Here is a 25,083-nt window from a genome sequence, read left to right on the forward strand (position 1 = left end):
TATGGGCGTTTGTCGAACTTGGGCGATGGGCAGATCTTCCTCCGGTAGCTACGGAGAGTAGTCGAGAGGTATCAGGGGGAAACACTATGTATCGCAAGGGACTCGTCCTGGCCGGGCTCGTCGGCGGGATGGTCATGTTCGGAGGTTCCGCGCTCGCCGCGTCGCCCGTCGTCACGGCCGAGTCCGGTCAGGCTCGCATCCTTCCCGGCCCGAACCACGGCAAGGATGCCACTTGGGACTTCGGCGAGTGGAACAACTTCGGTGAGGACAACGACATCCTCGACCTGGACCTCCTGAACCAGCTCCTCTCGCGCGTGCTGAGCGGCTGACGAGAGACGTACGAACAGGGGCTCGCCCGGACCATGGGCGGGCCCCTTTCGCCGTCCCGGGGCCCGTCGTGTCGCGGGGTTCAGCCCTGGTACGCGAACGACGCCTCGAAGGAATTGCGCGCGATCGCGTCGAGCTGCGCCTCGCTCATCCCCAGCTCCCGCCGCAACGCGGCGTAGTTGTCCTCCACATAGCCGCCGAAGTAGGCGGGGTCGTCGGAGTTGACGGTCACCAGCAGGCCCTCGTCCAGCATCGCGGGCAGGATGTGGTCGCGCAGCGACGGCACCACGCGCAGCCGCACGTTCGACAGCGGGCACACGGTGAGCGGGATGCGCTCGTCCCGCAGCCTGGCCACGAGCTGCGGATCCTCCATCGCCCTGATGCCGTGGTCCACCCGCTCGACGCGCAGCACGTCGAGCGCCTCCCACACGTAGTCGGGCCCGCCCTCCTCGCCGGCGTGCGCCACCCGGTGCAGCCCTTCGCCCCCGGCGATCTCGAACACCTTGCGGAACAGCGACGGCGGATGCCCCACCTCCGCCGAGTCCAGCCCCACTCCGATGAAGTGCTCCCGGTACGGCAGCGCCTCCCGCAGCACCTGCTCGGCCTCCTCCGGCCCTCGATCGCGGAGGAAGCACAGGATGAGCGCCGCCGAGATGGGGCCGTCCTTGAGCGCGGCGGACAGGCCGGCGAAGACGACCTCCAGCGGCACGCCCCTGCTCAGATGCGCCTGCGGATCGAAGAAGATCTCCGCGTGCCGCACCCCCTGGGCGGCGGCCCTGCGCAGGTAGGCGGCGGCCAGGTCGTGGAAATCCTGCTCGGTGCGGAGCACGGCGAGGTTCTCGTAGTACACGTCGAGGAACGACTGCAGGTTCGCGAACGAGTACCGCGCGCGGATGGCCTGCACGTCATACGTCGGCAGCTCGATCCGGTTACGCCTGGCCAGCTCGACGACGAGCTCCGGTTCGAGGGTGCCCTCGATGTGCAGGTGGAGTTCCGCTTTGGGACGCATGCCCACGAGTAAACAGGACCTGTCAGGGCCTAGGTATCGTGCGAACCTCTGAACTCTCAGCTGTTGACCTGGCATAACATCAGATTTCATGAGGCTGGAGGATCTGCTGGCGCGCGAGGACCTGCGGCTGACGCTGGTGACGGGCTCCGGCGCGCTCGACAGGGAGATCCTCAGGGCCTATCCGACGGACCTGCCCGACCCCCGCCGCTACCTGCGCTCCGGCGACCTCGTGCTGACCAGCGGCGTCTGGTACTCCCAGCCTTCCGACTGCGAGCGCTTCGCCGACGCGCTGTGGGCGAGCGACGCCGCCGGTCTGGTCGTCGGTCTGGTCGTGCTCGGCGAGCTGCCGGCCGAGCTGGTCAAGGCGTGCGAGCGGCGCCGCCTGCCGCTCCTGCTCGCCGCCCCCGACCAGGCGTTCGGCGCGATCACCGAGGTGGTGACCGCCGAGGGCTTCGCCGCCGAGCAGCGCAGGGCCGAGCGGGTCAGGGCGCAGACCCTGCTCGACGTGCTCGGCCGCATACCGCCCGGCGAGGTCTCCGCCCACCTGCGGCTGCTCGGCGCCGACCCGGGGCTGCCGACCACGGCCATGGCGGTGACGCGGACCGGCGGCCCCGAGCTGGACCTGCCCGAGCTGCTGCATGAAGGGCTGGCGAAGAAGGGCCGCCACCTGATCGTCGGCGGCACCTCCGACGAGGCGATCGTACTGGTCAACGGCCGTGCCTCGCGCAAGAGCCTGGCCGACGAGCTGCGCGCGCTGATCGCCGCACGCCCCGGCACCAGCATCGCGGCCGGCATCAGCGAGATGGCTTCCAGCGTCTCCCAGCTCGGCGAGGCGCTGGAGACGGCCAGGCGCGGCATGGAGTCGGCGCGCAGCGGCCCAGGCCCCGTCTCGATCATGTCGCTGGCCGACATCGACAGCTTCGACATGCTGCTCGCCGCGCTGCCCGCCGCGACCCGCCGCTCGTTCCGCGACCACCTGCTCGGCCCCGTCGAGGAGTACGACGCCCGCCACGGCTCCGAGCTGCTGCGCACGCTGGACACGTTCCTGGAGACGTGCGGCTCCTGGCAGCGCACCGCCGACGAGCTGTACGTGCACGTCAACACCCTGCGCTACCGGATGCAGCGCATCGAGGAGCTCACCGGGCGGCGCATGTCGTCGATGCGCGACCGCACGGACCTCTATCTGGCCCTGCGCTCAGGACAGACCGGCTCAGGACAGGACAGCTCAGGACACAGCTCAGGACGGGTTTCAGGGCAGGCGGCCGGCGACGACGCGGCCACGTGAGACGACGGCCACGATGTTCTCCGCGGCCAGGTCCTCGATGTTCTCCCACGGGCGGCCGCGCAGCACGATGAGGTCGGCGCCCAGGCCCACCTTGACCCGCCCCACCGGCATGCCGAGCGCGTCGGCGGCGTCGGAGGTGGCCGCGCGCAGCGCCGACTGCGCATCCATGCCGAGGATGCGCGTCATGTGGACGACCTCGGCGAGCTGGTCGCCGAACTGCACGTGGTGACCGTTGGCGTCGGTGCCGAGCACGAACCGCACGCCCAGCGCGGCGGCCTGGGCGAGCAGCACGTCGCGGGTGGCGACCAGCTCGGCAGCCTTGGCCCTGGCCTGCGGCGTCACGGGCACCCGGCCCTCGGCGATGGCCTCGTTGATGAGCAGCGTGGGCGCGACGGGCGTGCCTCTGGCGGCCAGCGTCTCGGCCAGGTCGCGGCTGAGCAGCGTGCCGTGCTCGATGGAGTCGACGCCCTCCTCGACGGCCACCCGGATGCCCTCTTCCGAGTGCGCGTGCGCGGCGACCGGCATGCCGAGCGCGTGCGCCTCGTCGATCACGGCCCTGATCTCGTCGCGGGTGTAGTTGCGCCAGGCGTTCTTGTCGCCCATGGACAGCACGCCGCCGCTGGTCGTGAGCTTGATGCCGTCCATGCCGGCCCTGGCCCATGTGCGTACGAGCTTGCGGCACTCGTCGGGCCCGTCGGCCACCGGCTTCCTGAGCGCGGCCGGCACGGCGGGCGGCACGAACAGGTCGTTGTGCCCGGCGGTCATCCCCACCACGCCGTGCACCTGGATGCGCGGCCCGGGCAGCACCCCGGAGTCGAAGACCCGCCGCAGCGCGATCTGCGCCTCGTCGCCGGCGAGGTCGCGCAACGTGGTGACGCCGTGGCGCATGGCCTTCTGGGCGTGCGCGACGCCGTGCAGCACCTGCTCGTCGCGGGTGGTGGTGAGCGGCCATGTGGCGAAGTCGGGCGGCTCGCCGTCGCCGGCGTAGCCGACCAGGTGAACGTGGGTGTCGACCAGGCCGGGCAGCACGCACAGGTCGGTGTGCCTGGCGGGGGCGGCGTCGATGCCGGTGATCCGGTCGGGCTCCCATGTCAGGTCGACCGGGCCGCGGAATTCGGTACCGTCCCAAAGGGGGATTCCGTCGAGTCTCATCTTCCGTTCGACGGTACCGGAGCGGCCGGGCGGCTGGAGGGATCTACGGTCCTCGCGAGGCCCTCTCGTAGGGACCTACAGGGACGGCCAGCGGTTTTCCGGCGATGTACGCACATGGCAGCCCGAAGCGGCCATTGTCCGAAATGACCGTCACACTTTGGTAATAATCGATAGATACCGTCCTGACCTGCTGGTTCACCGCCGTCCAAGGAGAATTATGGCTACCTTCGACCGTCGCGCGTTCCTGCGGACGACAGGTCTGGCCGGTCTTGCGCTCGGTCTGGCCGCCTGCGGCGACAACGGCACCGCCACGTCCGGCTCCTCCTCCGCGAGCGGCGCGGACGGCTTCGGGGCGGTCAAGCTCCAGCTCTCCTGGAAGAAGAACGTCGAGTTCGCCGGCGAGTACTTCGCCGACACCAACGGCTACTACAAGGCGGCCGGGTTCACGCAGGTCGAGCTGCTGTCCGGTGGCGGCTCCGGCACCTCGGTCGAGTCGGGCCTGGCCACCGGCCGCTGCTGGGCGGGCCTGTCGGCGCCCACGATCACCGCGCCCGCCGTGCTCCAGGGCGCCCCGCTGAAGATCGTCGGCGCGACGTTCCAGAAGAACCCGTTCGCGATCATCTCGCTGAGCAAGAACCCCATCAAGGAGGCCAAGGACCTGGCCGGCAAGCGCATCGGCGTCCAGGACTCCAACGAGCTGGTGTGGAACGCGCTGCTCAAGGCCAACGGCCTCGACGCCTCCAGCGTCACCAGGGTGCCGTTCCAGTCGGACCCGTCGATGCTCACCTCCGGCCAGCTCGACGGCTACGTCGGCTTCGTCACCAGCGGCCCGGTCAACCTGCGCCTGCAGGGCCACGACCCCGAGTACCTGCTGCTCTCCGACGCCGGGCTGCCGCTGGTCGCCGAGACGTTCACGGTCACCCAGGAGACCATCGACAACGAGCGCGACAAGCTCAAGGCGTTCCTGACCGCCGAGATCAAGGGCTGGAAGGACGCCGTCGCCGACCCGGCCAAGTCCGCCGAGCTGGCCGCCACCGTCTACGGCAAGGACCAGAACCTCGACGTCAAGGAGCAGACGGAAGAGGCCAAGATGCAGAACGAGCTGGTCGTCACCGACGACGTCAAGAACAACGGCCTGTTCACGATGACGCCCGAGCTGATCGAGCAGAACATCGCCTCGCTGGCCAAGGCCGGGCTGAACATCAAGGCCGAGCAGCTCTTCGACCTGTCGATCCTCGACGAGGTCTACCAGGCGGACCCGAGCCTGAAGCTGTCATGAGCGGCATCAGCATCACCGGGCTGAGCAAGACCTTCGGCAAGGGGCTGACGGCCGTCCGGGACGTCGACCTGCGGACGCCGAAGGGCTCGTTCCTGTCGCTGCTCGGCCCGTCCGGCTGCGGCAAGTCCACGGTGCTGCGCATCCTCGCCGGCCTGGAGGAGCCCACCACCGGCGAGATCCGGGTGAACGGCATGACGCCGCAGGAGCTGCGCAAGGCTCACCAGCTCGGCATCGCCTTCCAGGACTCCGCGCTGCTCGCCTGGCGCAGCGTCGCCGCCAACATCCGGCTGCCGCTGGAGGTCGCCGGCATCAAGCCGGAGCCCGGCGTCATCGACGACCTCATCAAGCTGGTCGGGCTCGAAGGCTTCGAGAAGGCGCGGCCGTCGGAGCTGTCCGGCGGCATGCGCCAGCGGGTCTCGATCGCCCGCGCGCTCGTGGTCAAGCCCAGCGTGCTGCTGCTCGACGAGCCGTTCGGCGCCCTCGACGACATGACGCGCCAGCGCCTGAACCTGGAGCTGCTGCGCATCTGGACGGAGAAGCCCGCCACCACGCTCATGGTCACCCACGGCATCGGCGAGGCGGTCTTCCTGTCGGACGTGGTCGCCGTCATGAGCCCGCGCCCCGGCCGGGTCATCGAGCTGGTGGAGATCGACCTGCCCCGGCCGCGCACGCCCGAGATGATGCGCACGCCCGAGTTCCACGCGCTCCACGACCACCTCAGCGACCTGCTGTTCGGGCACGGTTGAGGGGGACCGGCTCATGAGACGGATCCAGGGCCTCATCGGCGTCGTCGTCCTCGTCGCGCTGTGGTGGCTGCTGGCCGCCACGGTCTTCGCCGGCGGGGGAGCGGTGCCCACCCCGGCGGCGGTGGTGGCCTCCATGGCCGAGGACGGCTGGTCCTTCTACGGCCCCAACGCCTCGGCCACGCTGTCGGCCGCCGTCCAGGGCTTTCTGTGGGGCAACGGGCTCGCCATCGCCGTCGCCCTGCTCGTGCTGCTCGTCCCCAGGCTGGAGGCCGTGGCCACGCAGCTCGCGGTGATCAGCTACTGCATCCCGCTGCTCGCCATCGGGCCGATCGTGCTCGTCGTCTTCGGCGGCAAGGCGACCGTGGTGTTCCTCGCCGCCATCTCCGTCTTCTTCACCACGCTCATCGGCGCGCTGCTCGGGCTGCGCTCGGCGGACCGGGCCGGTCTCGACCTCATCACCGTCTACGGCGGCGGCCGCCTGGCCAGGCTCAGGTACGTCCAGGTCATCGCGGCGCTGCCCAGCACGTTCGCCGGGCTGAAGATCTCGGCGCCGTCCGCGCTGCTCGGCGCCATCATCGGCGAATACCTCGGCAGCAACGACCAGGGGCTCGGCGTCTCGCTGATGATCTCGCAGCAGCAGTTCCAGGTGCCGCGCACCTGGGGGCTCGCGCTGGTCGCCGGCCTCATCGCGGGCCTCGGGTACGCGATCGTCGCGCTCGTCGCCCGCGTGGTCACGCCGTGGTCGAGAGGGGAGGCCCAGCGGTGATCGGGCGTATCGTGCTCCGGATCGTGGGCCCGCTCGCGCCCTCGGTCGTCATCGTCGTCGCCGCGTGGTGGCTGGCGCTGGAGGCGTTCGGCATCAGCCCGCTGGTGGGCAAGCGGCCGCCGCAGGTGTGGGAGTACCTGACCTCCTCGCAGGAGCATCGCGACGCCGTGTTCGGCGCGCTCGGCATCACGATCAGGGACGCGGCCACCGGCTTCGTCTCCGGCATGGTCGCGGCGGGCGTCGTGGCGGTGCTGTTCGTGCTGTTCCGGACCGTCGAGCAGACGTTCATGCCGGTCGCGATGCTGCTGCGCTCGGTGCCGCTCGTGGTCATGACGCCGCTGATCACGCTGATCTTCGGCCGCGAGCTGCCCGGCGTGGCGGTCATCGGCGGCATCGTGGTGTTCTTCCCCGCGCTGGTGAACATCGCCTTCGGGCTGCGCTCGGCCTCGCCCCAGGCCACCGACCTGATCATGGCGTACGGCGGCACCCGGATGACCGTGCTGCGCAAGGTGGCCGTGCCGACCGCGATGCCCTCGGTCTTCGCCTCGGCCAGGATCTCCGTGCCCGCCTCGATCATCGGCGCTCTCATCGCCGAGTGGCTGGCCACCGGGAAGGGCATCGGCGCCGAGATCCTGCGGGCGATCGGCGGATTCCGCTACGACGAGGTGTGGGCGGACATCGTGGTGGTCACCGGGGTGTCGATCCTGGCGTACGCGGCGGTCGGCGTGGTCGAGGCGCTGGTGCTGGCCCGCTTCTCGGACCGGCCGCAGGACTGACCCTGCAGGTTATCGTGAGCCTGGCTCGTGTTTGCGGACCCGGCCGCGGTCCTGTGTGCGGGGGGAGGCGCGGCCGGGTCCGCCCGAAGGGGAGCGCTGCGGGCGTGCGGTGGGAGACCGGCTCGGGGTGGGCCGGTGAAGCCCTGTTCGCTCCCATGGTCCGTACGAGCGCCGTAGCGGGCGGCGTTGGCGCTCAATCACGAATTCTGTCCTGACTGAGCCGCGTTTGTAGGCAAATGGCCGACTAACCTGGAGCTCCAGGTGGCCGAATCGTGATGACATATCGCCTGAACTCGGTAAACCCCGGCGGACTCTCACGCGTCGAGACATCGCCGGGGTCGTGCGCCGGTCACGCATCAGCCGTGCACCGGCCGCGGAGCGGCCCGTGCACGGCTGTCGGGAGACGTCGGCCCGCCGTCAGCAGGAGGCCGGCTTGAGCCAGGAGCACTCCAGCTCGCCCGCCTGCGGCGCCTGCGTCGCGCGGAGCTGGACGGTCCCATCCACCGCCGCCGTATGCGAGAACTGCGCCAGCCGGACCGCGATCTTGTCCTCGATGTCCTTCGGCGAGCCCGACAGGTACTGGTTCAGCATGATCGAGAAGATCAGCGGCTCGCCGTCCGCGCTCGTGACGTAACCGGACAGCGAGGTGACGCCCGTCAGCGAGCCGGTCTTGGCGTGCACGTTGTTCTCCGCTGGCGTGCCCTGCATGCGGCTGCGCAGCGTGCCGCCGGTGAACCTGTCGCTGTTGCCGGCGATCGGCAGCGACTCGTACCAGGTGTCGAACCACGGCTTGTCGCGCACGGCCGACAGCAGCTGCACGATCGAGGCCGGCGAGAAGCCGTCGCGGCGCGACAGGCCCGAGCCGTCCCGCATGTTGATCACCTCGACGCCGTGCGCCTTGGCGAAGTCCGTGGTGACCTTGAGCCCGGCCGACCATGTGCCCTGGTTCGCGACCTTGCGGCCCATCGCCTTGGTGAGGATCTCGGCGTGGATGTTGTTGCTCAGCTTCAAGAACGGCACCAGCAGCTCGCCGAGCGTCATCGACTCGTGCTTGGCCAGCTCCTTGGCGTCCGACGGGGCCGCCCCGGTCGTGGTCGGGCCGAGCACCTTGACGCCGTGCCGCTGCAGGCCGTCGCGGAACAGCGAGGCCGCGTACGCGGTGGGGTCGTCGACCGCCACCCACTCCTGGTACGGGTCCTTCACCGTGCCCGTGATGACCACCGTGCGGGTGCCGTGCTGCCGCTCGATGAGGACGTCCGTCGAGTCGCCGACCGTCGCCTTGTTGACGATCTTCAGGTAGTCGGTCTCCGGCGTCGTGGTCACCTTGACCTTGCCGCCGCTCGCCGAGACGGCCACGACCACCGAGCCCGCGTCGTAGTCGCGGTCGGGCGCGGCGGTCAGCGCCGAGATCGGGGCGGCGTAGTAGGCGGTCTCGTCGTCCCAGGCCCAGTCGTTGCCGAGCCGCTGTGAGTCGAACCAGGTGTCGTCGGCCACCAGCTTGCCGGTGACGACCTTGACGCCGGCCTTGGCGACCTGGGCGGCCAGTGCGTCGTAGTCCTCGGCCAGCATCGTCGGGTCGCCGGTGCCGCGCAGCACCAGGTCGCCGGTCAGCACCGAGCCCGCCTTGCGGCCGGTGCCGAGCACGCTGGTGGTGAAGCGGTAGTCGAGGCCGAGCGTCTCCACGGCGGCGGCCGAGGTGAACAGCTTGGTGTTGGACGCGGGGATGAGCAGCTTGCCCGCGTCCGTGGCGTACAGCTCCTCGCCGGTCTTCGCGCTCTTCACCACGACGCCCGCGCGGGCGATCGTGAGCCGGGAGTCGCTGAGGATCTGGTTGATGTCCTGGGTCAGGTCCGCCACGCCCACGTCGGGGTCTTGCGCGATGGCCGGGGAAGAGGGGGCTGACGCCCACGCGAGGGCCGCGACGAGCGCGCCCGCGACGAGTGAGGCTGAGGTGCGCCGCATGGGGTCTCCAAGTGACTGGGGGAATCGCCAGAAGAGCATGAATCACCGCAGGCGGCCTGTAATCCGCAAATACACGTATTTATCGGCTGTAGCAGCGTTGTGAGAACGGACGGGCCGCGTACGGACGGCTCTTTTCCTAGCACGCTCCGACAGCGCCGTGCGGCGTGTCGGGATGGACGGCCGGAAATGTGTCAGGACGGGCGCTCGGCCGTGAGCAGGAAGCCGCAGTCGCCGAAGGCCACCTCGTCGCCCGACTTCACCCGCGCGGGCCCCACCAGCCGCCAGCCGTTCAGCCGGGTGCCGTTGAGGGAGCCGAGATCGACCAGCATCCACGCGCCGTCGCTCTCGCGCCGCAGCTCGGCGTGCACGCGGGAGACGGTCAGGTCGGTGAGCACGAGGTCGCAGGACGACCCGCGCCCGACCACGTAACGCTCGCGGTCGTCGTCGGGGAGCGCCAGGCGGGGCAGCCGGGGCCGCCGCCATGCGGCCTGGATCTTGGTGGTGAACTCCGACAGCGAGGCGACCGCGTCCGTCAGCCGCTGCCGGAGAGTGGGCCGCCTGGGCAGGTCGGCCACGAGTTCGTCGAGCTCGTGCCGGTTACGCGCGCGCAGTGCCTGATCGACGCGGCCGACGAAGGTGTCATGGGAGATGCGGCCCTCGACGGCGCGGTGCTTGAGCTCCTCGATCGCACGGTCACGTTCCCCATCTGAGGCGCGAAAAGGCGGATGAGTGGAGCTCATAGAGCGAGTATCGGCCCGAACCTCGGCCGCTGTCCAGAATACGGGGATCAGATGGAAATGGCCCCAGGACAAGGGCCATGCGGCGCTCCGGGTGGGCGCGCACGCCCGCCTGGGCGGTCACTCCGGGGTCACTCCGCGGTCGCTGCGGCCGGTACGGCCGGCGGCTTGAGCCGGTACTTCAGCGTCATCAGCACCGAGGCGAAGATGATCAGCGCGGGGATCAGCGTCTGCCCGATGAGCACCGCGCTCAGCGCGCTCTCCGGCTGCTCGACCGGCCGGCTCGGCTCCGACTCGATGAAGCCGCCGATCGACAGCACCACGCCGAAGATCAGCGCGCCGAACGCGCTGACCCCGCTCTCGATCGCCGTCCACAGCCCGGTGAGCACGCCGGCCCGCCGCTTGCCCGTCGCCGCCGCGTCGGTCGCGATCACGTCGGCCAGCATCGAGAACTGCAGCAACTGCATCCCGGCGTAGCCGATGCCGACCAGCAGGATCCAGCCATGCGCCCACGGCGAGCCGAACATCGGCGTGGCCAGCGCGGCCGTGGTGCCGCCGCCGTACATCAGCGCCGCCAGCACCATCGCGCCGCGCTTGTCGAAGCGCTTGGCGAGGCGCACCCACAGCGGCATGGTCAGTAGGATCGGCCCCACGAGCGCGGCGAACAGCGTCTGCGTGGCCCCGGGGTCGCCCAGCGTGTACGTCGCGAAGTACGGCGCCGCGGCCAGCATCATGCTGACCGCCAGCATCTGCGTGCACGACAGCACGGTCAGCCAGAGGAACGCCGAGTTGCCCTTGATCGCCGCGAACTGCTCGCGCCACCCGCCGCGGTCGGGCTCGGGCGCCCCCGTCATGGGCGCGCGTGCGGTGCCGAAGAACGAGGCGAGCATGGCCACGAGCATGATGGCCGCGATCGTCAGCCCCATCACGCGGTAGCTGCCCACGGTGCCGTGCTCGCCCTCGCCCGAGGCGATGGCGGGCGCCAGCACGCCGCTGATCGCGGTGGCCGCGCCGATGAAGACCATCCGCCACTGCAGCAGCGACGTGCGCTCGTGATAGTCGTGCGTCATCTCGCCGGGCATCGCCTTGTACGGCACCTCGAACAGCGCGTACGCGGTGGCCGTGGCGAGGAAGCAGGCGCCGACGTACAGCGCGGCGGGCACCCCGGACAGCGGGGGACCGGCGAACATCAGGAAGAACGCGACCGGCATCGTGCACGCGCCGGCGAGCAGCCAGGGCCTGCGCGGCCCCCAGCGCGAGACGGTGCGGTCCGACCAGCGGCCGACCAGCGGGTTGATGATGAAGTCCCAGACCTTCGGCGCGGTCACCACCACGCCGGCCAGCCACGCCGGCACGGCCAGGAAGTTCGTCATGTAGTACAGCAGCAGCAGGCCGGGCACCGTGTTGACGGTGGCGGTGCAGAAGGAGCCGATGCCGTAGCCGAACCGCACGCCCTTCGAGACGGTGACCTGGCCCGCGCCCGGTGTGATCATTACCTCATTGAAGCCGAGCCAGGGCTTGTTGGGGAGGGCCCAGTTTCCCGGCCAAGGTCCGTTTCCGGCGGGCTCGGTCCGGGGACGGGGGCTCGGGCCGGCGCCGGCCCGGCCCGGCCCGGCGGCGAGGGCGCGAACGAAGCGGCGCCTTTCGGGGGGAGGGTACGGGGCGGAGTGGTGCCGTCCGGCGGGGGAGGGTGCGGGCGGAGTGGTGCCGTCCGGCGGGGGAGGGTGCGGGCGGAGTGGCGCCGTCCGGTGAGGGAGGGCCCGGATGCAGCGGGCCCTCCGGGGTTCAGCGGGTCAGTCGTTGACGCTGGCGCAGACGACGTGGGCGCCGATCTCGATCATGCGGCGCTCGCTCCGCGCGTCGGCGACCCTGGCCATCAGGATCGGCGCGCCGGAGGCGGCGAACTGCGGCAGCCGGGCGCGCACGAGGCGGTGCAGGTCGCGTACGACGTCCTCGGCCGCGGACATGTGCACCTTGACGTGCAGCATGATGCCGGTGGCGCCGGAGGCCGTGCGGGCCTCGCTGATCCACACGTGGTGCACGAGCGGGAAGTCGACCAGCAGGTACGCGATCGCCTTGCGCAGCGCGGGCAGGATCGGGTGCGTGCACCGCCGGTAGCCCGGGTCCACCTGCTGCATCGGCCCCGACAGGTGCGGGCGGGGAGCGGGCACCCAGGGCAGCGCGGGCGCTTCGGGCGAGGGCGGCGCCACCTGGGCCAGGGCGGCACCGCGCGAGACGGTGGCCATCGCGCCCGTGGCGTAGGCGGCGGGGGCGGCCCCCGACAGCACGGGCGTGGATCCCGTGCGCGTCGTGGTGATGAAACGCTGCAGATCGTCGATGGGCACGGCCGCGGCCGCCGGTCCGGCCGCGTCGATCACGATCTCGCGCACCCCGGTGACGCGCTGGATGTCCAGGATGGTGTCGGCGTCGCAGGCCGAAAGGGAATGGCTGCCGCGGTGCCGGGCGTAGGTGGCGGGGCTGGTGTATCCCAGCAGCACCCGGTCACCCAATTGCGTGGTCCCGAGGACCACGGAACGATCTGGTCGCACTGCCACCAGGACTCCACCGTCGGCAAGAGCGCCCAGGAGGCGGTGAGGGGTGCCATGCTGGGCGAGCACGTCGGCAAGCGCAGGATTCCCGATGCTCATATGACGAACCATAGGTAGTCGGCCACGGCTTATCAGGCTAATGGCGAATAAATCCCCCGATCAAGACAAAGATGGGAGCCGCGTGGATGACTTTGCCGCCCGGTGGGTACACCGCCGCGCGTCTCACATCGTGAGTCCCTCGTGAACGCGTTCACAAGCGCCCGATAGACTCTGTGGGACCGCCGGGGGGGATCCATGGACGTGTCCCCTCCCCCAGCCCGCCTTGCCTTAAGGATCCACACCAGTGAACAAGCCCGTCGTTCTGGTCGCAGAGGAGCTGTCCGAGGCCGGTCTCGCCGTTCTCGGCGCCGATTTCGAGGTCCGCCACACCGACGGCGCCGACCGTTCCCAGCTGCTGCCCGCCCTCGCCGACGTTGACGCGCTCATCGTCCGCTCGGCCACGCAGGTCGACGCGGAGGCCATCGCCGCGGCGCCCAAGCTGCGCGTGGTCGCCCGCGCGGGGGTCGGCCTCGACAACGTCGACGTCGAGGCGGCCACCAAGGCCGGTGTCATGGTCGTCAACGCTCCGACCTCCAACATCACCAGCGCCGCCGAGCAGACCATCGCCCTGATCCTGGCCAGCGCGCGCAACACGCCCCAGGCCCACGCCGCGCTGAAGAACGGCGAGTGGAAGCGCTCGAAGTACACCGGTGTCGAGCTGGACGGCAAGACCGTCGGCATCCTCGGTCTCGGCAAGATCGGCCAGCTCGTGGCGCAGCGGCTGGCGCCGTTCGGCGTCGAGCTGATCGCCTACGACCCTTACCTGCCGCCGGCCCGCGCCGCGCAGATGGGCGTCCGGCTCGTCAGCCTCGAAGAGGTGCTCAAGCAGTCGGACTTCATCACCGTCCACCTGCCCAAGTCCAAGGAGACCATCGGGCTCATCGGTGACCGCGAGCTGCACCAGGTCAAGCCCAACGTGCGGATCATCAACGTGGCGCGCGGCGGCATCGTCGACGAGGGCGCGCTCTACGCGGCGATCAAGGAGGGCCGGGTCGCGGGAGCCGGCCTGGACGTCTTCGCCAAGGAGCCGTGCACCGACAGCCCGCTCTTCGAGCTCGACCAGGTCGTGGTCACGCCGCACCTCGGCGCCTCCACCCACGAGGCCCAGGAGAAGGCCGGCACCCAGGTGGCGCGGAGCGTGAAGCTGGCGCTGGCCGGCGAGTTCGTGCCCGACGCGGTCAACGTCCAGGGCGGCGCGGTCGCCGAGGACGTCAAGCCGGGCCTGCCGCTGGCCGAGAAGCTGGGCCGGGTCTTCACCGCGCTGGCCGGCGAGGTGGCCACCAAGCTCGACGTCGAGGTGCGCGGCGAGATCGCCTCCCAGGACGTCCGGGTGATCGAGCTGGCCGCGCTCAAGGGCGTCTTCGCCGACGTGGTGGAGGAGCAGGTCACCTACGTCAACGCGCCGCTGCTGGCGAAGGACCGCGGCATCGAGGTCGAGCTGGTCACCAGCTCCGAGAGCCCCGACTGGCGCAACGTGGTCACCGTGCGCGGCGTGCTGGCCGACGGCCGCACGGTCTCGGTCTCGGGCACGCTGTCCGGGCCGCGCCAGATCACCAAGATCGTCGAGGTCAACGGCTACGAGATGGAGATCGAGCCGACGGCCCACCTGTGCTTCTTCACCTACACCGACCGCCCCGGCGTCGTCGGCGTGGTCGGCCGGCTGCTCGGCGAGCACGGCATCAACATCGCCTCGATGCAGGTGGCCCGCGACGTCAAGGGCGGCAAGGCGCTCATCGCGCTGACCGTCGACTCGGCGATCCCGGCCGACGTGGTCGAGCAGATCGGCGCCGAGATCGGCGCCGAGAGCGGCCGCTCGGTGGACCTGGAGGACTGAGCCGACTCCGCCCGGCCGGGAGAGGCGAACCGCCTCCCGGCCGGGCGGAGGGCCGCGCATCCGGGTCGTGGTCGTGGAGAGGGAAGTCCTCCACGGCGAACCGGCTCCCGGCCGATCCGGAGGGTCGCGCAGCGGACCTGAATGAGGTGGGCCGGAGGCCGCGCTTTCGGCCGACCGGCTCGGGGCACACCCCTGATGACCTGCGAAGGGCCGTCACCCGTTTCGGGTGGCGGCCCTTTTCTGTCTCAGGATGCGAGATAGTAGGACATCCAAGCTTCATCCTCGGGTACTGTGGCGGTGATGCGCCAGGTTCTCGTACTCATTACCTGCCGCGGCGGGGCCTGTTAGGGCAGGTCGACGTACCCGCCGCGGTGAGCGGCGCATGTGTCGGCCGTTAAGTCCCTTCGCCTGGTCCGCAACCCGGACCACGAGATCAGGCCCGATCGGGCTCGCGACCGGAGCCCGGCTTCCCCCTCTTGTTCAGGAACGCGTCCGCGAAGCGAGATGAGTCACATGTACGAGATGTATGCCTACAACCGTGCCGAGGACCACGAGGACGAGGCCACGGAGGCCGTCCAGATGGCCCTGGACCGGCGCGACAACGGCGGAGCCCCGCAGAGCAGGTGAGCACGAGCGGCCCCGCGCCCGTCGCACGGGGCCGATGAGTCGCCGGAGTGCCGCCGCGGTTCGGCCGGGTTCACGGTCAGGTGCCGGAGTTCGGCCGGAGTTCGCGCGGTGTGGTCCGGCGGGCCTCACGGGTGCACGCTCAGAGGGTGGCGGTGAGCATCGGCGGTGCGGGTTCCTTGCGCCGTTCGAGCTCCTTGGCCCACCGGCGGACGCCCTTGGGGTCCGGCCTGACCGCGCCGACGAACGCCTGACGGCGCCACTCGGAGAGCTTCTCCTCCTTCACCACGTCGCCTGAGTGCGGCGCGTGCACCATGTATCCGGGCTTGGAGATCATGCCCACGTGGCCGAGGCCGCTGAAGAAGACCAGGTCACCGGGCTTGAGCTGGTTCCAGCCGATCTTCCGGGAGAACGCGTGGTACTGCTCGGCGGCGGTGCGCGGCAGGTGGATCCCCGCCTTCCCGTACGCCCTGAGCATGAGCCCGGAGCAGTCGTAGCCGCCGTTGCCGGTGCCGCCCCACACGTACGGGGTGCCGCGCTGGCGCATGGCGAACCTGAGCGCGACCTTCCAGGCGGGCTTGGGCAGGCGCTTTAGCTGGATGCGCTTGACCTGGGGGCCGGTGAGGGTGATCGGGCCGGCCGGCTTGGTGTCCTGGCCGGCGTGGTCGCGGCCTTTGCCGGGGTCGGCGGAGGCCGGAGAGGGGAGTGCGATGAGCCCGGCGGCGACGCCCGCCAGGGCGATGGCGATGCGAGACAGGGGTCTGTCCTTCCACGTGGCCGACCGGGTTAGCTGACGGGCTCGGGCCTGGAAGACAGCCCTACGGCGTGTGCCGATTCGCCCCTGGGGGAGGTTGGGTCCCCGGCTCCACGCACCCGCTGCGTGGATTAGGCCTGACGGACTCTAACGAAACGGTCAAAAGGTCGCAATGCGTCTAAAATCGGACGTCCGGACAATGAGATGATGTGTTCGTCAGTCGAGACGAGCCGGTAAGGTACCGCCCATGGAGTCGCGTAACATCCGCTTGGCTGTCATCCCCGGTGACGGCATCGGCACCGAGGTCGTCGCAGAAGGACTCAAGGTCCTGGAGGCGGTGGGTACGAAGATCGAGCCCACCCACTATGACCTGGGCGCCGCCCGCTATCACCGCACCGGCGAGACGTTGCCCGACTCGGTGCTCCAGGAGCTGCGCGGCTACGACGCCATCCTGCTCGGCGCCGTCGGCGACCCCAGTGTGCCGCCCGGCATCCTGGAGCGCGACCTGCTGCTGCGGCTGCGGTTCGAGTTCGACCACTACGTCAACCTGCGCCCGGTCAAGCTCTTCCCCGGCGTGCGCACCCCGCTGGCCGACACGCCGCCCGAGAACATCGACATGATCGTCGTCCGCGAGGGCACCGAGGGCCTCTACGCCGGCACCGGCGGCGCCATGCGGCGCGGCACCCCGCACGAGATCGCCACCCAGGAGTCGCTCAACACCGCCTACGGCGTCGAGCGCGTGGTGCGCTACGCCTTCGACAAGGCGCAGTCGCGCCCCCGCAAGAAGATCACGCTCGTCCACAAGACGAACGTCCTCACCTACGCGGGCGACCTGTGGCAGCGCACGGTCGACCGCGTGGCCGCCGACTACCCCGAGGTCAGCGTCGACTACTCCCACATCGACGCCGCCTCGATGTTCTTCGTCACCCAGCCCGAGCGCTTCGACGTGGTCGTCACCGACAACCTCTTCGGCGACATCATCACCGACCTCGGCGCCGCCATCGCGGGCGGCATCGGCCTGGCCGCCAGCGGCAACATCAACCCCACCGGCGCCGCGCCCAGCATGTTCGAGCCCGTTCACGGCAGCGCGCCCGACATCGCCGGCCAGGGCAAGGCCGACCCGACCGCGACCATCCTGTCCGTCGCCATGCTCCTCGACCACCTCGGCCTGAGCGCTGAGGCGGCCAAGGTGGAGCAGGCGGTCGCCGCCGACATCGCGGCGCGTGCCGAGGGCGCCGGCCCGCGCAGCACGCAGCAGATCGGCGACGACATCACCGCGCGAGTAGCCGGCTAGGGTCGCCTAGCCGATTCACGAGCGCCCGGCGGCCCTAGGACGGACTGCCGGGCGCTTTTTGGTGTCCCCAGCACCGGGGAAAAGTGCGCTTAATGCACGATTGACCCCTTGCCATCCCATATAGCGAGACAATAGGAAGTACGGACTGCCTCCGGCACGGCCGCCCCGCGGCAGTCGCGCAGCACCGCAGCCGGCGGACAGCTCCGTTAGATTCGGTAGATCGCAGAGAGAAGGATCGTCGTCATGACCGTCGCTCAGAAGCTCAGCTTCGACGTGCAGCTATCCGACCACGCTCGCACCGCGGCCGAGCGGGAGCAGGTACTGGCGAACCCCGGTTTCGGGCAGATCTTCACCGATCACATGGTCTCGATCGATTACACCGAGGGTCAGGGCTGGCACGACGCGCGGCTCACGCCGTACGGGCCGCTCACCCTCGACCCCGCCACTGCGGTCTTCCACTACGCCCAGGAGCTGTTCGAGGGCCTCAAGGCGTACCGGCAGGCCAATGGCTCGATCGTGATGTTCCGCCCGTACGCCAACGCCCGCCGCTTCAACCGCTCGGCCCAGCGCATGGCCATGCCCGAGCTGCCGGAGGAGACGTTCGTCGAGTCGCTCGAGCTGCTCGTCGACACCGACAAGGAGTGGGTGCCCACCACCGAGGGGCACAGCCTCTACCTGCGGCCCTTCATGATCGCCACGCAGGTCGGGCTGGGCGTCAACTGGCCGTCGAAGACCTACCGGTACATGGTCATCGCCTCGCCCGCGGCCTCCTACTTCACCGGCGGCGTCAAGCCGGTCTCCGTCTGGCTGTCCACCGAGTACACCAGGGCCGCGCCCGGCGGCACCGGCTTCGCCAAGTGCGGCGGCAACTACGCCGCGGCCTTCGTGGCGCAGCGGCAGGCCGTCGAGAACGGCTGCGACCAGGTCGTCTGGCTCGACGCGCACGAGCACCGCTACGTCGAGGAGATGGGCGGGATGAACCTGTTCTTCGTCATCGGCGGCAAGCTCGTCACCCCCGCGCTCACCGGCACGCTCCTGCCCGGCATCACCCGCGACTCGATCCTCCAGCTCGCCGGCGACCTCGGCCTGGAGACCGAGGAGCGGCTGGTCTCCGTGGACGAGTGGCAGGCCGGATGCGCCAGCGGCGAGCTGACCGAGGTGTTCGCCTGCGGCACCGCGGCCGTGGTGACGCCGGTCGGCTCGGTCAAGGGCGCCGACCGCGCCTGGACGATCGGCGACGGCACGCCCGGCCCGATCACCATGCGGGTGCGCGAGGAGCTCGTCGGCATCCAGTACGGCGCCCGCCCCGACACCCACAACTGGATCCACAAGATCGCCTGAACCCCCGGCGGCGGGCGCGGCCGGCGAGGTGGCGGGGCGGGCCGACCGGGGCGGCGTCAGGTGTCGAGGTTGGCCAGGTAGGCGGCGTTGCCCCGCTCACCGGCCACCGCGCCCGGCGGTACCAGCGCCTCGAGCCGCCGCACGGTCTCCTCGTCGAGGGCGACGTCGGCGGCCGCGGCGTTGGCCCGCGCGTTCTCGGCTCTGCGCGTCCCCGGGATCGGCACGGTCCCGCGGTGCACGAGCCAGGCCAGCGCGAGCTGCGCCACCGGCAGCCCCAGCTCGGCCGCGAAGCCCGCCACGGCGTCGGCCAGCTCCACGTTGCGGTCCACGTTGCCCTCGGCGAAGCGCGGGTTGCCCCTGCGCCAGTCGCCCTCCTCCAGCGAGTCCCGGCCGCGGATCGCGCCGCCGAGCAGGCCGCGCCCGAGCGGGCTGTAGGCGACGAACCCCACGCCCAGCTCGTCGCAGGCCGGGCGGACGTCCTGCTCCGGGTAGCGGTGGAACAGCGAGTACTCGGTCTGCAGGGCCGTGACCTGATGGACGGCGCAGGCGCGGCGCAGCGTCCGCTCCGACACCTCCGACAGGCCGATGTAGCGGATCTTCCCCGCCTGCACAAGCTCGGCCAGCGCGCCCATCGTCTCCTCGATCGGCGTCGTGGGGTCGAGCCGGTGCTGGTAGTACAGATCCACACGATCGGTACGGAGGCGGTCGAGGCTGGCCTCCAGCGCCCTGCGCACGTACTCGGGCCGGCCCATGCCCGGCAGCAGCCGGCCCTGCTCGTCGGAGTTCCCGCCGAACTTCGTGGCCAGCACGACCTCGTCCCGGCGGCCGCGCAGCACCCGCCCGATCACGGTCTCGCTGTGCCCCGCGCCGTAGATGTCGGCGGTGTCGACGAACGTCACGCCCGCGTCCAGCGTGGCCAGCAGCGTCTGCTCGGCCTCCGGCTCGCTCACGTCGCCGTACAGCCTCGGCGCCAGGGTCATCGCCCCGAAGCCCACCGCCGAAACCGTCGGCCCGTCGCGGCCGAGCGTCACGTACCGCATCCGCGTTCCCCCTTGTGCGCATGTCCCCTGAGGACCACACTGCCCGTCGCGCCGCAACCCTACGCGCGTGATCGGCGTTGTCACCGCTTCCGGTAGGGTCTGCGCGATCGATAAAGGTGAGAGTGGGCTCATGAAGAAGCGGTTTGTGGCGGTAGTGGCGGCCTTCGCGGCGATCGCCGTACTCGGGGTGCTGGCCTTCGCCCGGCCCGGCATGTCATCCGACGGGGTGGAACTGACCAGGCAGGCGGACGGCTCGATGATCCTGGCGGACCTGGGCAGCGACGCCCCGGTGCTCGACGTGTTCGAGGATTTCGACTGCCCGGTGTGCAAGGACATGCACAACAGGGTCGATGCGACGATCCAGCGCCTGGCCAGGGAGGGCAAGGTGAAGGTCGTCTTCCACGCGGTGACGATCTTCCGCGACGAGCCCATGCGGTCCAACTCCATCCGCGCCGCCGCGGCCGCGCGCTGCGTGCCGGAGCAGAACTGGCTGGCCTTCAGGGACGCCCTGTACGCCATGCAGCCCGCCCCGCACGGCGTGGCCTCGGGCTTCACGGTGGAGGAGCTGGTGGCGGCGGCGAGGAAGGCGGGAGCGTCGGTCGACGCGTGCGTGGAGTCGCAGGCGTACGCGGACGAGCACCTGGCGGAGACCGCCAAGATCCCGCTGGAGGGCACGCCGACCGTGCTGCTCGACGGCCGCATGCTGGGCGGCGAGGTCTTCGACCCGGTCGCGCTCGAGCGGCTGATCACGGACGGCGGCGGCGTCCGGGTGTGACCGTCCTTCCGACGCCGTGTCCCAAGGGGTGAGATCCGTGTGCCAGATGGTGAATCCATGTGGCACACTGGACGGCACCATGTTCTACGGTCTGCTCATTATCGGCAGGCGCGCCGGCTGACAAGGGACACCGCCGGCGCGCAGACCTCTCACGTCCGTGAGGGGTCTTTTTGTTTTCCCGGACGATTCTCCGCCCCAGACCCGACAGAGAAGCACCCGCAGAGAGAAGAGACTCATGGCCGACGACCGCTTCCACGTCTACGACACGACGCTACGCGACGGCGCACAGCAGGAGGGGCTCAACCTCACCGTCGCCGACAAGCTCGCCGTCGCTCGTCACCTGGACAGCCTGGGCGTCGGCTTCATCGAAGGGGGCTGGCCGGGCGCCAACCCCAAGGACACCGAGTTCTTCAGGCGCGCTCGAACAGAGCTGGACCTGAAGCACGCGCAGCTCGCCGCGTTCGGCGCGACCCGCCGGGCAGGTGTGAAGGCCGCCGACGACCCTCTGGTGGCCGCCTTGCGCGAATCCGGCGCGCCGGTCGTGACCCTTGTCGCCAAGAGCCACGACCGGCACGTGGAGCTGGCCCTCCGCACGACTCTCCAGGAGAACCTCGCGATGATCCGCGACACGGTCTCTCACCTTCGTGCGGAGGGCCGGCGCGTCTTTCTCGACGCCGAGCACTTCTTCGACGGCTACAAGTCCAACCCAGCGTACGCGCTGGAGGTCGTCAGGACCGCCGCCGAAGCCGGGGCCGACGTCATCGCCCTGTGCGACACCAACGGCGGCATGCTGCCCGACGAGCTGGCCGAGATCGTGCACGAGGCCGTGCAGACCAGCGCCAGGGTCGGCATCCACTGCCACGACGACACCGGCTGCGCCGTCGCCAACACCCTGGCCGCGGTCAAGGCGGGCGCCACCCACGTCCAGGGCTGCGCCAACGGCTACGGCGAGCGCTCGGGCAACGCCAACCTCTTCACCGTCGTCGCCAACCTCCAGCTCAAGCGCGGCTACGACCTCGTGCCCGAGCAGTCGCTCGCCGAGATGACCCGCATCGCGCACGCCATCACCGAGGTGACCAACGTCACCCCCAACTCCCACGCCCCCTACGTCGGCACCTCCGCCTTCGCGCACAAGGCCGGGCTGCACGCCAGCGCCATCAAGGTGGACCCCAACCTCTACCAGCACATCGACCCGGCCCTGGTCGGCAACGACATGCGCATGCTCGTCTCCGACATGGCCGGCCGCGCCTCCGTCGAGCTGAAGGGCCGCGAGCTGGGCTACGAGCTGACCCCCGAGGACACCAAGACGCTCGTCGAGCGGGTCAAGGACCTCGAGGCGCGCGGCTTCACGTTCGAGGCCGCCGACGCCTCCTTCGAGCTGCTGCTGCGCGACACCGTCGAGGGCGAGCGCAAGCGTCACTTCGCGGTCGAGTCGTGGCGGGTCATCGTCGAGCGCACCAAGGGCGGCGAGCTGGTCAGCGAGGCCACCGTCAAGCTCCACGCCAAGGGCGAGCGCATCGTCGCCACCGGCGAGGGCAACGGCCCCGTCAACGCCCTCGACAAGGCCGTACGCCAGGCGCTCGAACGGCTCTACCCCGAGCTGGCCAAGCTGGAGCTGGTCGACTACAAGGTCCGCATCCTGGAGGGCACCCACGGCACCGGCGCCGTCACCCGCGTCCTCATCACCTCCAGCGACGACGTCTCGGAATGGGCCACGGTCGGGGTGGCGGAGAACATCATCGACGCCTCGTGGCAGGCGCTGGAGCAGGCGGTCACGTACGGGCTGCTGCGGGCCGGCCACGGCTGCTGACCGCGCACGCCGGGCCCCCGCGGCGGGGGCCCGGTCGCACCGCACGCGGCTTACAGCACCTTGGCCGGGAACGACACCCCGTTCACCTTGACCTTGCCGCCCGAGCACGACACCGCGGGCGCGTCCGTGCCCGGCACGATCACCGTCAGCACCGACGCCGCGGCCGGCGAGACCACCACGTTGGTCCGCTGCTTCGACAGGTAGGTCGGCGACACCCAGCCGAGCTTGCCGCCCCGCTCGACCTTCTGCCCGCCGAGCCGGGCGCACGACGGCGTGAGCTGTAGCAGCGTCACCTTGAACGTGCCGTCGCCCAGCACCACCTTGCCGCGCTCCTTCGAGACGAGCTTGAGCGAGGGGGCGAAGCGCCAGATGGTGCGGACCTTCTTGCCACCCGACGCCGTGTCGTAGACCGCCATCAGGTCGTCGTCGTGGTTGACCAGCACCGATCTGGTCCTGCTCACCCCGTACGCCTTGTCGGTCAGCCGGAACGCCTGGCGGCCGCCGCCGGACGAGGTCTTGACGAGCTTGCTCGCCGTGCGCGGGCGGAACTTGGCGCCCACCACGGTCGGGACGTTGTGCGCCTCGGGGGAGAGCGTCCAGTAGCGGTAGGAGCTCTTCTCGTAGGAGTGGAAGCCGCCGTCCATGAGGATGTCGTGGCCCTGCGCGTAGTAGGTGACGCTCAGGTGGTCCTCGTGGCCGTGCCACTTCATGCCGGGGCCGAACCTGATCGAGTAGTACGCCGACTCGGGCTCGTTCCACTTGGTGCGGCCGAAGACGTAACCGGCCCGGTACGCCTTGACCTTCTGCTTCGGCGTGCCCGTCTCCATCTTGGGCTCGGTCTCCGCGCTGCCGTCGCCGATCGGCACCATGTAGCCGTTCGGCATGGTGGCGTGCGCGATGAAGTCCTTCAGCGCCTCGGCCCGCTTCGCGATCGTGCCGGGCACCTTGCGGCCGCACGCCTTCATGTTGCCCATCGCGACCTGGAGGCGGCCGTGCACGTAGACGGCGTAGCGCGGCGCCTGCTCCATGAGCGCGCCCTGCGCGTCCACGTCGAGCTTGACGGTGCCGGTCAGCCGCTTGACCGCCAGGTCCGCCCAGTCCTTGCGGCCGTAGCGGCAGCCGATGCCCATGAGCGCGATGTCCTGGTCGATGCCGTGGTTGTGGCCCTTCTTGTACAGCCGCGGGTTCGCCAGGAGCTTGGCGTGCACGGCCAGGCTGTCTTTCAGCCATTTCGCGTTCACGTGCCGGCTCAGGCAGAGCAGCGGCTGGGTGCGCAGCGAGACCGGGTGGTCCTTCCACACGTACGAGGGCGTGCCGCGGGCGCCGTACTTGTTGCGCGCCACCCAGTCCTTGGCGATCTCGGTGGCGCGGTCGAGGTAGCGCTGCTCGCCGGTGTTCTCGTACTCCACGACGAGCGTGCCCATCCAGCGCAGCGACTGGAAGACGTACTCCCAGGAGCGGTTGCGGTACGGGCTCGCCGTCCAGTTGATCTTCTTGCCCAGCTTGTACGCGGGCAGCCCGACCAGCGAGATCTCGCCCTTCATGACGTCCTCGGCGGTCGGCGTGGCGGGCAGCCAGTCGCCCTGGCATTCGGCGGTGCGGGTCACCTTGTCCGTCGGTCTCGCCGCCTGTGCCGGGCTTACCGAGGCACCGAGTACGAGCGTTAAGGCAAGAGGTATCGCGAGCCGGCGCACGCCAGTTCCTTCCAGGACAAAACGGTGAGGGCGGGACATGCTTTCGAAACGACGATCATAGGGTCAAGCCGAATGGCCGTTTCGTTAGGTGCCCGATGCCCTGCCACAATCCCCGGCGACCGGCCGGCAGGGCATGCTGGTCCATGTGAGACTCGACGACCTGGTGATGCCCGACACGCCCGCCTGCCGGGGCGCGCTCGAAGTGGCCACCCGCTACCACACGCCCTCGCTGCTCAACCACTCCGTGCGCGCCTACCTGTGGGCGGCGGCGTACGCCCAGGACAACGCCATCGCCTTCGACGCGGAGCTGCTGTACGTGGCGGCGCTGCTGCACGACATCGGCCTGGCCGCCGAGTACGACAGCCACGCGGTGCCGTACGAGGAGGCCGGGGGCCACGTGGCCTGGGCGTTCTGCGCGGGTGCCGGCTGGTCGGCGGAGCGGCGCGACCGCGTCGCCGAGGTCATCGTCCGGCACATGTGGGACGAGGTGCCCGTGGACGAGGACCCCGAAGGGCACCTGCTCGAACTGTCCACGGGCATGGACATCTCCGGCCGCGACATCCACAGGATCCCGGCCCGCGTGCGCGAGGAGGTGCTGGAGCGCCACCCGCGGCTGGAGATCGCCAAGGAGTTCAGCGTCTGCATCGCCGACCAGGGGGCGCGCAAGCCGTCGAGCCGCGCGGCCCGGTTCGTCCGCGACGGGATCGTCGACCGGATCGTCCGCAACCCGCTCGACGACTGACCCCTGCCCGGCGCAGGGCGGGGGCTACGCCTTGGGGCCCGCGTTCTCGACCACCTCGAAGCTCCACAGCTCCGAGCCGGTCGCGGCCGGGCCGCCCTGCCCCTGCCCCTGCCCGTGGCCATGCCCCTGCCCCGGCCCCTGCCTGTGAGCGCCGCCGGAGCGCTCGCCGGCGGCCTGGGCGTGGCCGCGCTGGAACGCCTCGCCCTGCTGCCACTTCTGGAAGTCCTCCTCGCTGCGCCAGCGGGTGTAGACGAGGTAGCGGTCGGTGCCGTCCACCGGGCGCAGCAGCTCGAACCACTCGAACCCGTCGGCGGCCTCCACCATCCCGGCCCGCCCGGCGAAGCGGCGCTCGAGCTCCTCGCGCATCTCGGCGGGCACGGTCAGCACGTTGATCTTCACGACGGACATCGCAGGACCCCTCTCGTCAGCGCGCAACACGGTGCGGCACAGGTGCGGCTCCAGGCTAACGCGGGCACCCTCCGCCGCCT

At 70.4% G+C, this 25,083-nt stretch carries 22 protein-coding genes and 1 riboswitch; of the genes, 12 read left to right on the forward strand and 10 right to left on the reverse strand.

Features of this window, described 5'->3' with window-relative positions:
- Positions 1–86: 86 nt before the first annotated feature.
- Positions 87–329, forward strand: coding sequence for a hypothetical protein (locus tag ACGFIM_RS32570; protein WP_393208282.1), 243 nt, complete (start codon positions 87–89; stop codon positions 327–329).
- A gap of 80 nt (positions 330–409) precedes the next feature.
- Here ACGFIM_RS32570 and ACGFIM_RS32575 read toward each other — a convergent pair whose 3' ends face one another.
- Positions 410–1,336, reverse strand: coding sequence for an adenosine deaminase (locus ACGFIM_RS32575; RefSeq protein ID WP_393208285.1), 927 nt, complete (start codon positions 1,334–1,336; stop codon positions 410–412).
- 88 nt (positions 1,337–1,424) lie between these two features.
- On the opposite strand from ACGFIM_RS32575, the gene ACGFIM_RS32580 reads away from it, so the two are divergent.
- Positions 1,425–2,621 carry a helix-turn-helix domain-containing protein gene (locus ACGFIM_RS32580; protein ID WP_393208288.1) on the forward strand — a complete coding sequence of 399 codons (1,197 nt, stop codon included), beginning with the start codon at positions 1,425–1,427 and terminating at the stop codon, positions 2,619–2,621.
- Here the strand turns inward: ACGFIM_RS32580 and ACGFIM_RS32585 are convergent.
- Positions 2,586–3,773, reverse strand: coding sequence for an amidohydrolase family protein (locus tag ACGFIM_RS32585; protein ID WP_393208291.1), 1,188 nt, complete (start codon positions 3,771–3,773; stop codon positions 2,586–2,588). The genes ACGFIM_RS32580 and ACGFIM_RS32585 overlap by 36 nt on opposite strands.
- 217 nt (positions 3,774–3,990) lie before the next feature.
- Between ACGFIM_RS32585 and ACGFIM_RS32590 the strand changes: the two genes are divergently transcribed.
- Genes ACGFIM_RS32590 through ACGFIM_RS32605 form a run of 4 tightly spaced genes read left to right on the forward strand, consistent with a single transcriptional unit; the run spans position 3,991 to position 7,340 of the window.
- The gene (locus ACGFIM_RS32590) at positions 3,991–5,052 is read left to right on the forward strand and encodes an ABC transporter substrate-binding protein (RefSeq protein ID WP_393208293.1); all 1,062 of its coding nucleotides are present in this window, start codon (positions 3,991–3,993) and stop codon (positions 5,050–5,052) included.
- Positions 5,049–5,798 (forward strand): ABC transporter ATP-binding protein, encoded by a 750-nt coding sequence (locus ACGFIM_RS32595; RefSeq protein ID WP_393208296.1) that lies wholly within the window; start codon positions 5,049–5,051, stop codon positions 5,796–5,798. The genes ACGFIM_RS32590 and ACGFIM_RS32595 overlap by 4 nt, the downstream gene beginning before the upstream one ends.
- Positions 5,799–5,811: 13 nt before the next feature.
- Positions 5,812–6,564, forward strand: coding sequence for an ABC transporter permease (locus ACGFIM_RS32600; RefSeq protein ID WP_393208298.1), 753 nt, complete (start codon positions 5,812–5,814; stop codon positions 6,562–6,564).
- Positions 6,561–7,340: an ABC transporter permease gene (locus ACGFIM_RS32605; protein WP_393208301.1), complete on the forward strand. Its 780-nt coding sequence runs from the start codon at positions 6,561–6,563 to the stop codon at positions 7,338–7,340. Before ACGFIM_RS32600 ends, ACGFIM_RS32605 begins: the two co-directional genes overlap by 4 nt.
- A gap of 417 nt (positions 7,341–7,757) precedes the next feature.
- Here ACGFIM_RS32605 and dacB read toward each other — a convergent pair whose 3' ends face one another.
- The 4 genes from dacB to ACGFIM_RS32625 all read right to left on the reverse strand — a co-directional run bounded on the left by dacB (position 7,758) and on the right by ACGFIM_RS32625 (position 12,570).
- Positions 7,758–9,302 (reverse strand): D-alanyl-D-alanine carboxypeptidase/D-alanyl-D-alanine-endopeptidase, encoded by a 1,545-nt coding sequence (gene dacB, locus ACGFIM_RS32610; RefSeq protein WP_393208304.1) that lies wholly within the window; start codon positions 9,300–9,302, stop codon positions 7,758–7,760.
- 191 nt (positions 9,303–9,493) lie between these two features.
- A complete protein-coding gene (locus tag ACGFIM_RS32615) occupies positions 9,494–10,042 on the reverse strand; it encodes an FHA domain-containing protein (protein ID WP_393208307.1) in 549 nt (182 codons plus the stop codon).
- Positions 10,043–10,170: 128 nt separating this feature from the next.
- Positions 10,171–11,532: an MFS transporter gene (locus tag ACGFIM_RS32620; protein ID WP_393208310.1), complete on the reverse strand. Its 1,362-nt coding sequence runs from the start codon at positions 11,530–11,532 to the stop codon at positions 10,171–10,173.
- A 300-nt stretch (positions 11,533–11,832) separates the two neighbouring features.
- Positions 11,833–12,570 (reverse strand): hypothetical protein, encoded by a 738-nt coding sequence (locus ACGFIM_RS32625; RefSeq protein ID WP_393208313.1) that lies wholly within the window; start codon positions 12,568–12,570, stop codon positions 11,833–11,835.
- Positions 12,571–12,931: 361 nt separating this feature from the next.
- On the opposite strand from ACGFIM_RS32625, the gene serA reads away from it, so the two are divergent.
- On the forward strand, positions 12,932–14,521 hold the full coding sequence (gene serA / locus ACGFIM_RS32630) for a phosphoglycerate dehydrogenase (RefSeq protein WP_393208315.1): 1,590 nt from the start codon (positions 12,932–12,934) through the stop codon (positions 14,519–14,521).
- A 766-nt stretch (positions 14,522–15,287) separates the two neighbouring features.
- On the opposite strand, the gene ACGFIM_RS32635 is transcribed toward serA, so the two are convergent.
- Positions 15,288–15,692, reverse strand: a complete 405-nt coding sequence (locus tag ACGFIM_RS32635) for a C40 family peptidase (protein ID WP_393208318.1) — start codon at positions 15,690–15,692, stop codon at positions 15,288–15,290.
- A 213-nt stretch (positions 15,693–15,905) separates the two neighbouring features.
- Positions 15,906–16,047: riboswitch (cyclic di-AMP (ydaO/yuaA leader) on the reverse strand.
- A gap of 99 nt (positions 16,048–16,146) precedes the next feature.
- Between ACGFIM_RS32635 and ACGFIM_RS32640 the strand changes: the two genes are divergently transcribed.
- Positions 16,147–17,193, forward strand: a complete 1,047-nt coding sequence (locus tag ACGFIM_RS32640; protein ID WP_393208321.1) for a 3-isopropylmalate dehydrogenase — start codon at positions 16,147–16,149, stop codon at positions 17,191–17,193.
- A gap of 243 nt (positions 17,194–17,436) precedes the next feature.
- Positions 17,437–18,534 carry a branched-chain amino acid aminotransferase gene (locus ACGFIM_RS32645; RefSeq protein WP_393208323.1) on the forward strand — a complete coding sequence of 366 codons (1,098 nt, stop codon included), beginning with the start codon at positions 17,437–17,439 and terminating at the stop codon, positions 18,532–18,534.
- A gap of 56 nt (positions 18,535–18,590) precedes the next feature.
- Here ACGFIM_RS32645 and ACGFIM_RS32650 read toward each other — a convergent pair whose 3' ends face one another.
- Complete coding sequence (locus ACGFIM_RS32650) at positions 18,591–19,574, reverse strand: aldo/keto reductase (RefSeq protein ID WP_393208326.1); 984 nt, start codon at positions 19,572–19,574, stop codon at positions 18,591–18,593.
- 130 nt (positions 19,575–19,704) lie between these two features.
- On the opposite strand from ACGFIM_RS32650, the gene ACGFIM_RS32655 reads away from it, so the two are divergent.
- Complete coding sequence (locus ACGFIM_RS32655; RefSeq protein ID WP_393208329.1) at positions 19,705–20,349, forward strand: DsbA family protein; 645 nt, start codon at positions 19,705–19,707, stop codon at positions 20,347–20,349.
- 235 nt (positions 20,350–20,584) lie between these two features.
- On the forward strand, positions 20,585–22,159 hold the full coding sequence (cimA, locus tag ACGFIM_RS32660; RefSeq protein ID WP_393208332.1) for a citramalate synthase: 1,575 nt from the start codon (positions 20,585–20,587) through the stop codon (positions 22,157–22,159).
- A 50-nt stretch (positions 22,160–22,209) separates the two neighbouring features.
- On the opposite strand, the gene ACGFIM_RS32665 is transcribed toward cimA, so the two are convergent.
- Complete coding sequence (locus tag ACGFIM_RS32665) at positions 22,210–23,766, reverse strand: heparinase II/III family protein (RefSeq protein WP_393208335.1); 1,557 nt, start codon at positions 23,764–23,766, stop codon at positions 22,210–22,212.
- 232 nt (positions 23,767–23,998) lie between these two features.
- Between ACGFIM_RS32665 and ACGFIM_RS32670 the strand changes: the two genes are divergently transcribed.
- On the forward strand, positions 23,999–24,595 hold the full coding sequence (locus ACGFIM_RS32670; protein ID WP_393208338.1) for an HD domain-containing protein: 597 nt from the start codon (positions 23,999–24,001) through the stop codon (positions 24,593–24,595).
- Between the two features lie 24 nt (positions 24,596–24,619).
- On the opposite strand, the gene ACGFIM_RS32675 is transcribed toward ACGFIM_RS32670, so the two are convergent.
- A complete protein-coding gene (locus tag ACGFIM_RS32675) occupies positions 24,620–25,003 on the reverse strand; it encodes an antibiotic biosynthesis monooxygenase family protein (protein ID WP_393208341.1) in 384 nt (127 codons plus the stop codon).
- Between the last annotated feature and the right edge of the window lie 80 nt (positions 25,004–25,083).

The sequence above is a fragment of the Nonomuraea sp. NPDC049309 genome (assembly GCF_043196965.1).
Taxonomy (GTDB): domain Bacteria; phylum Actinomycetota; class Actinomycetes; order Streptosporangiales; family Streptosporangiaceae; genus Nonomuraea; species Nonomuraea fastidiosa.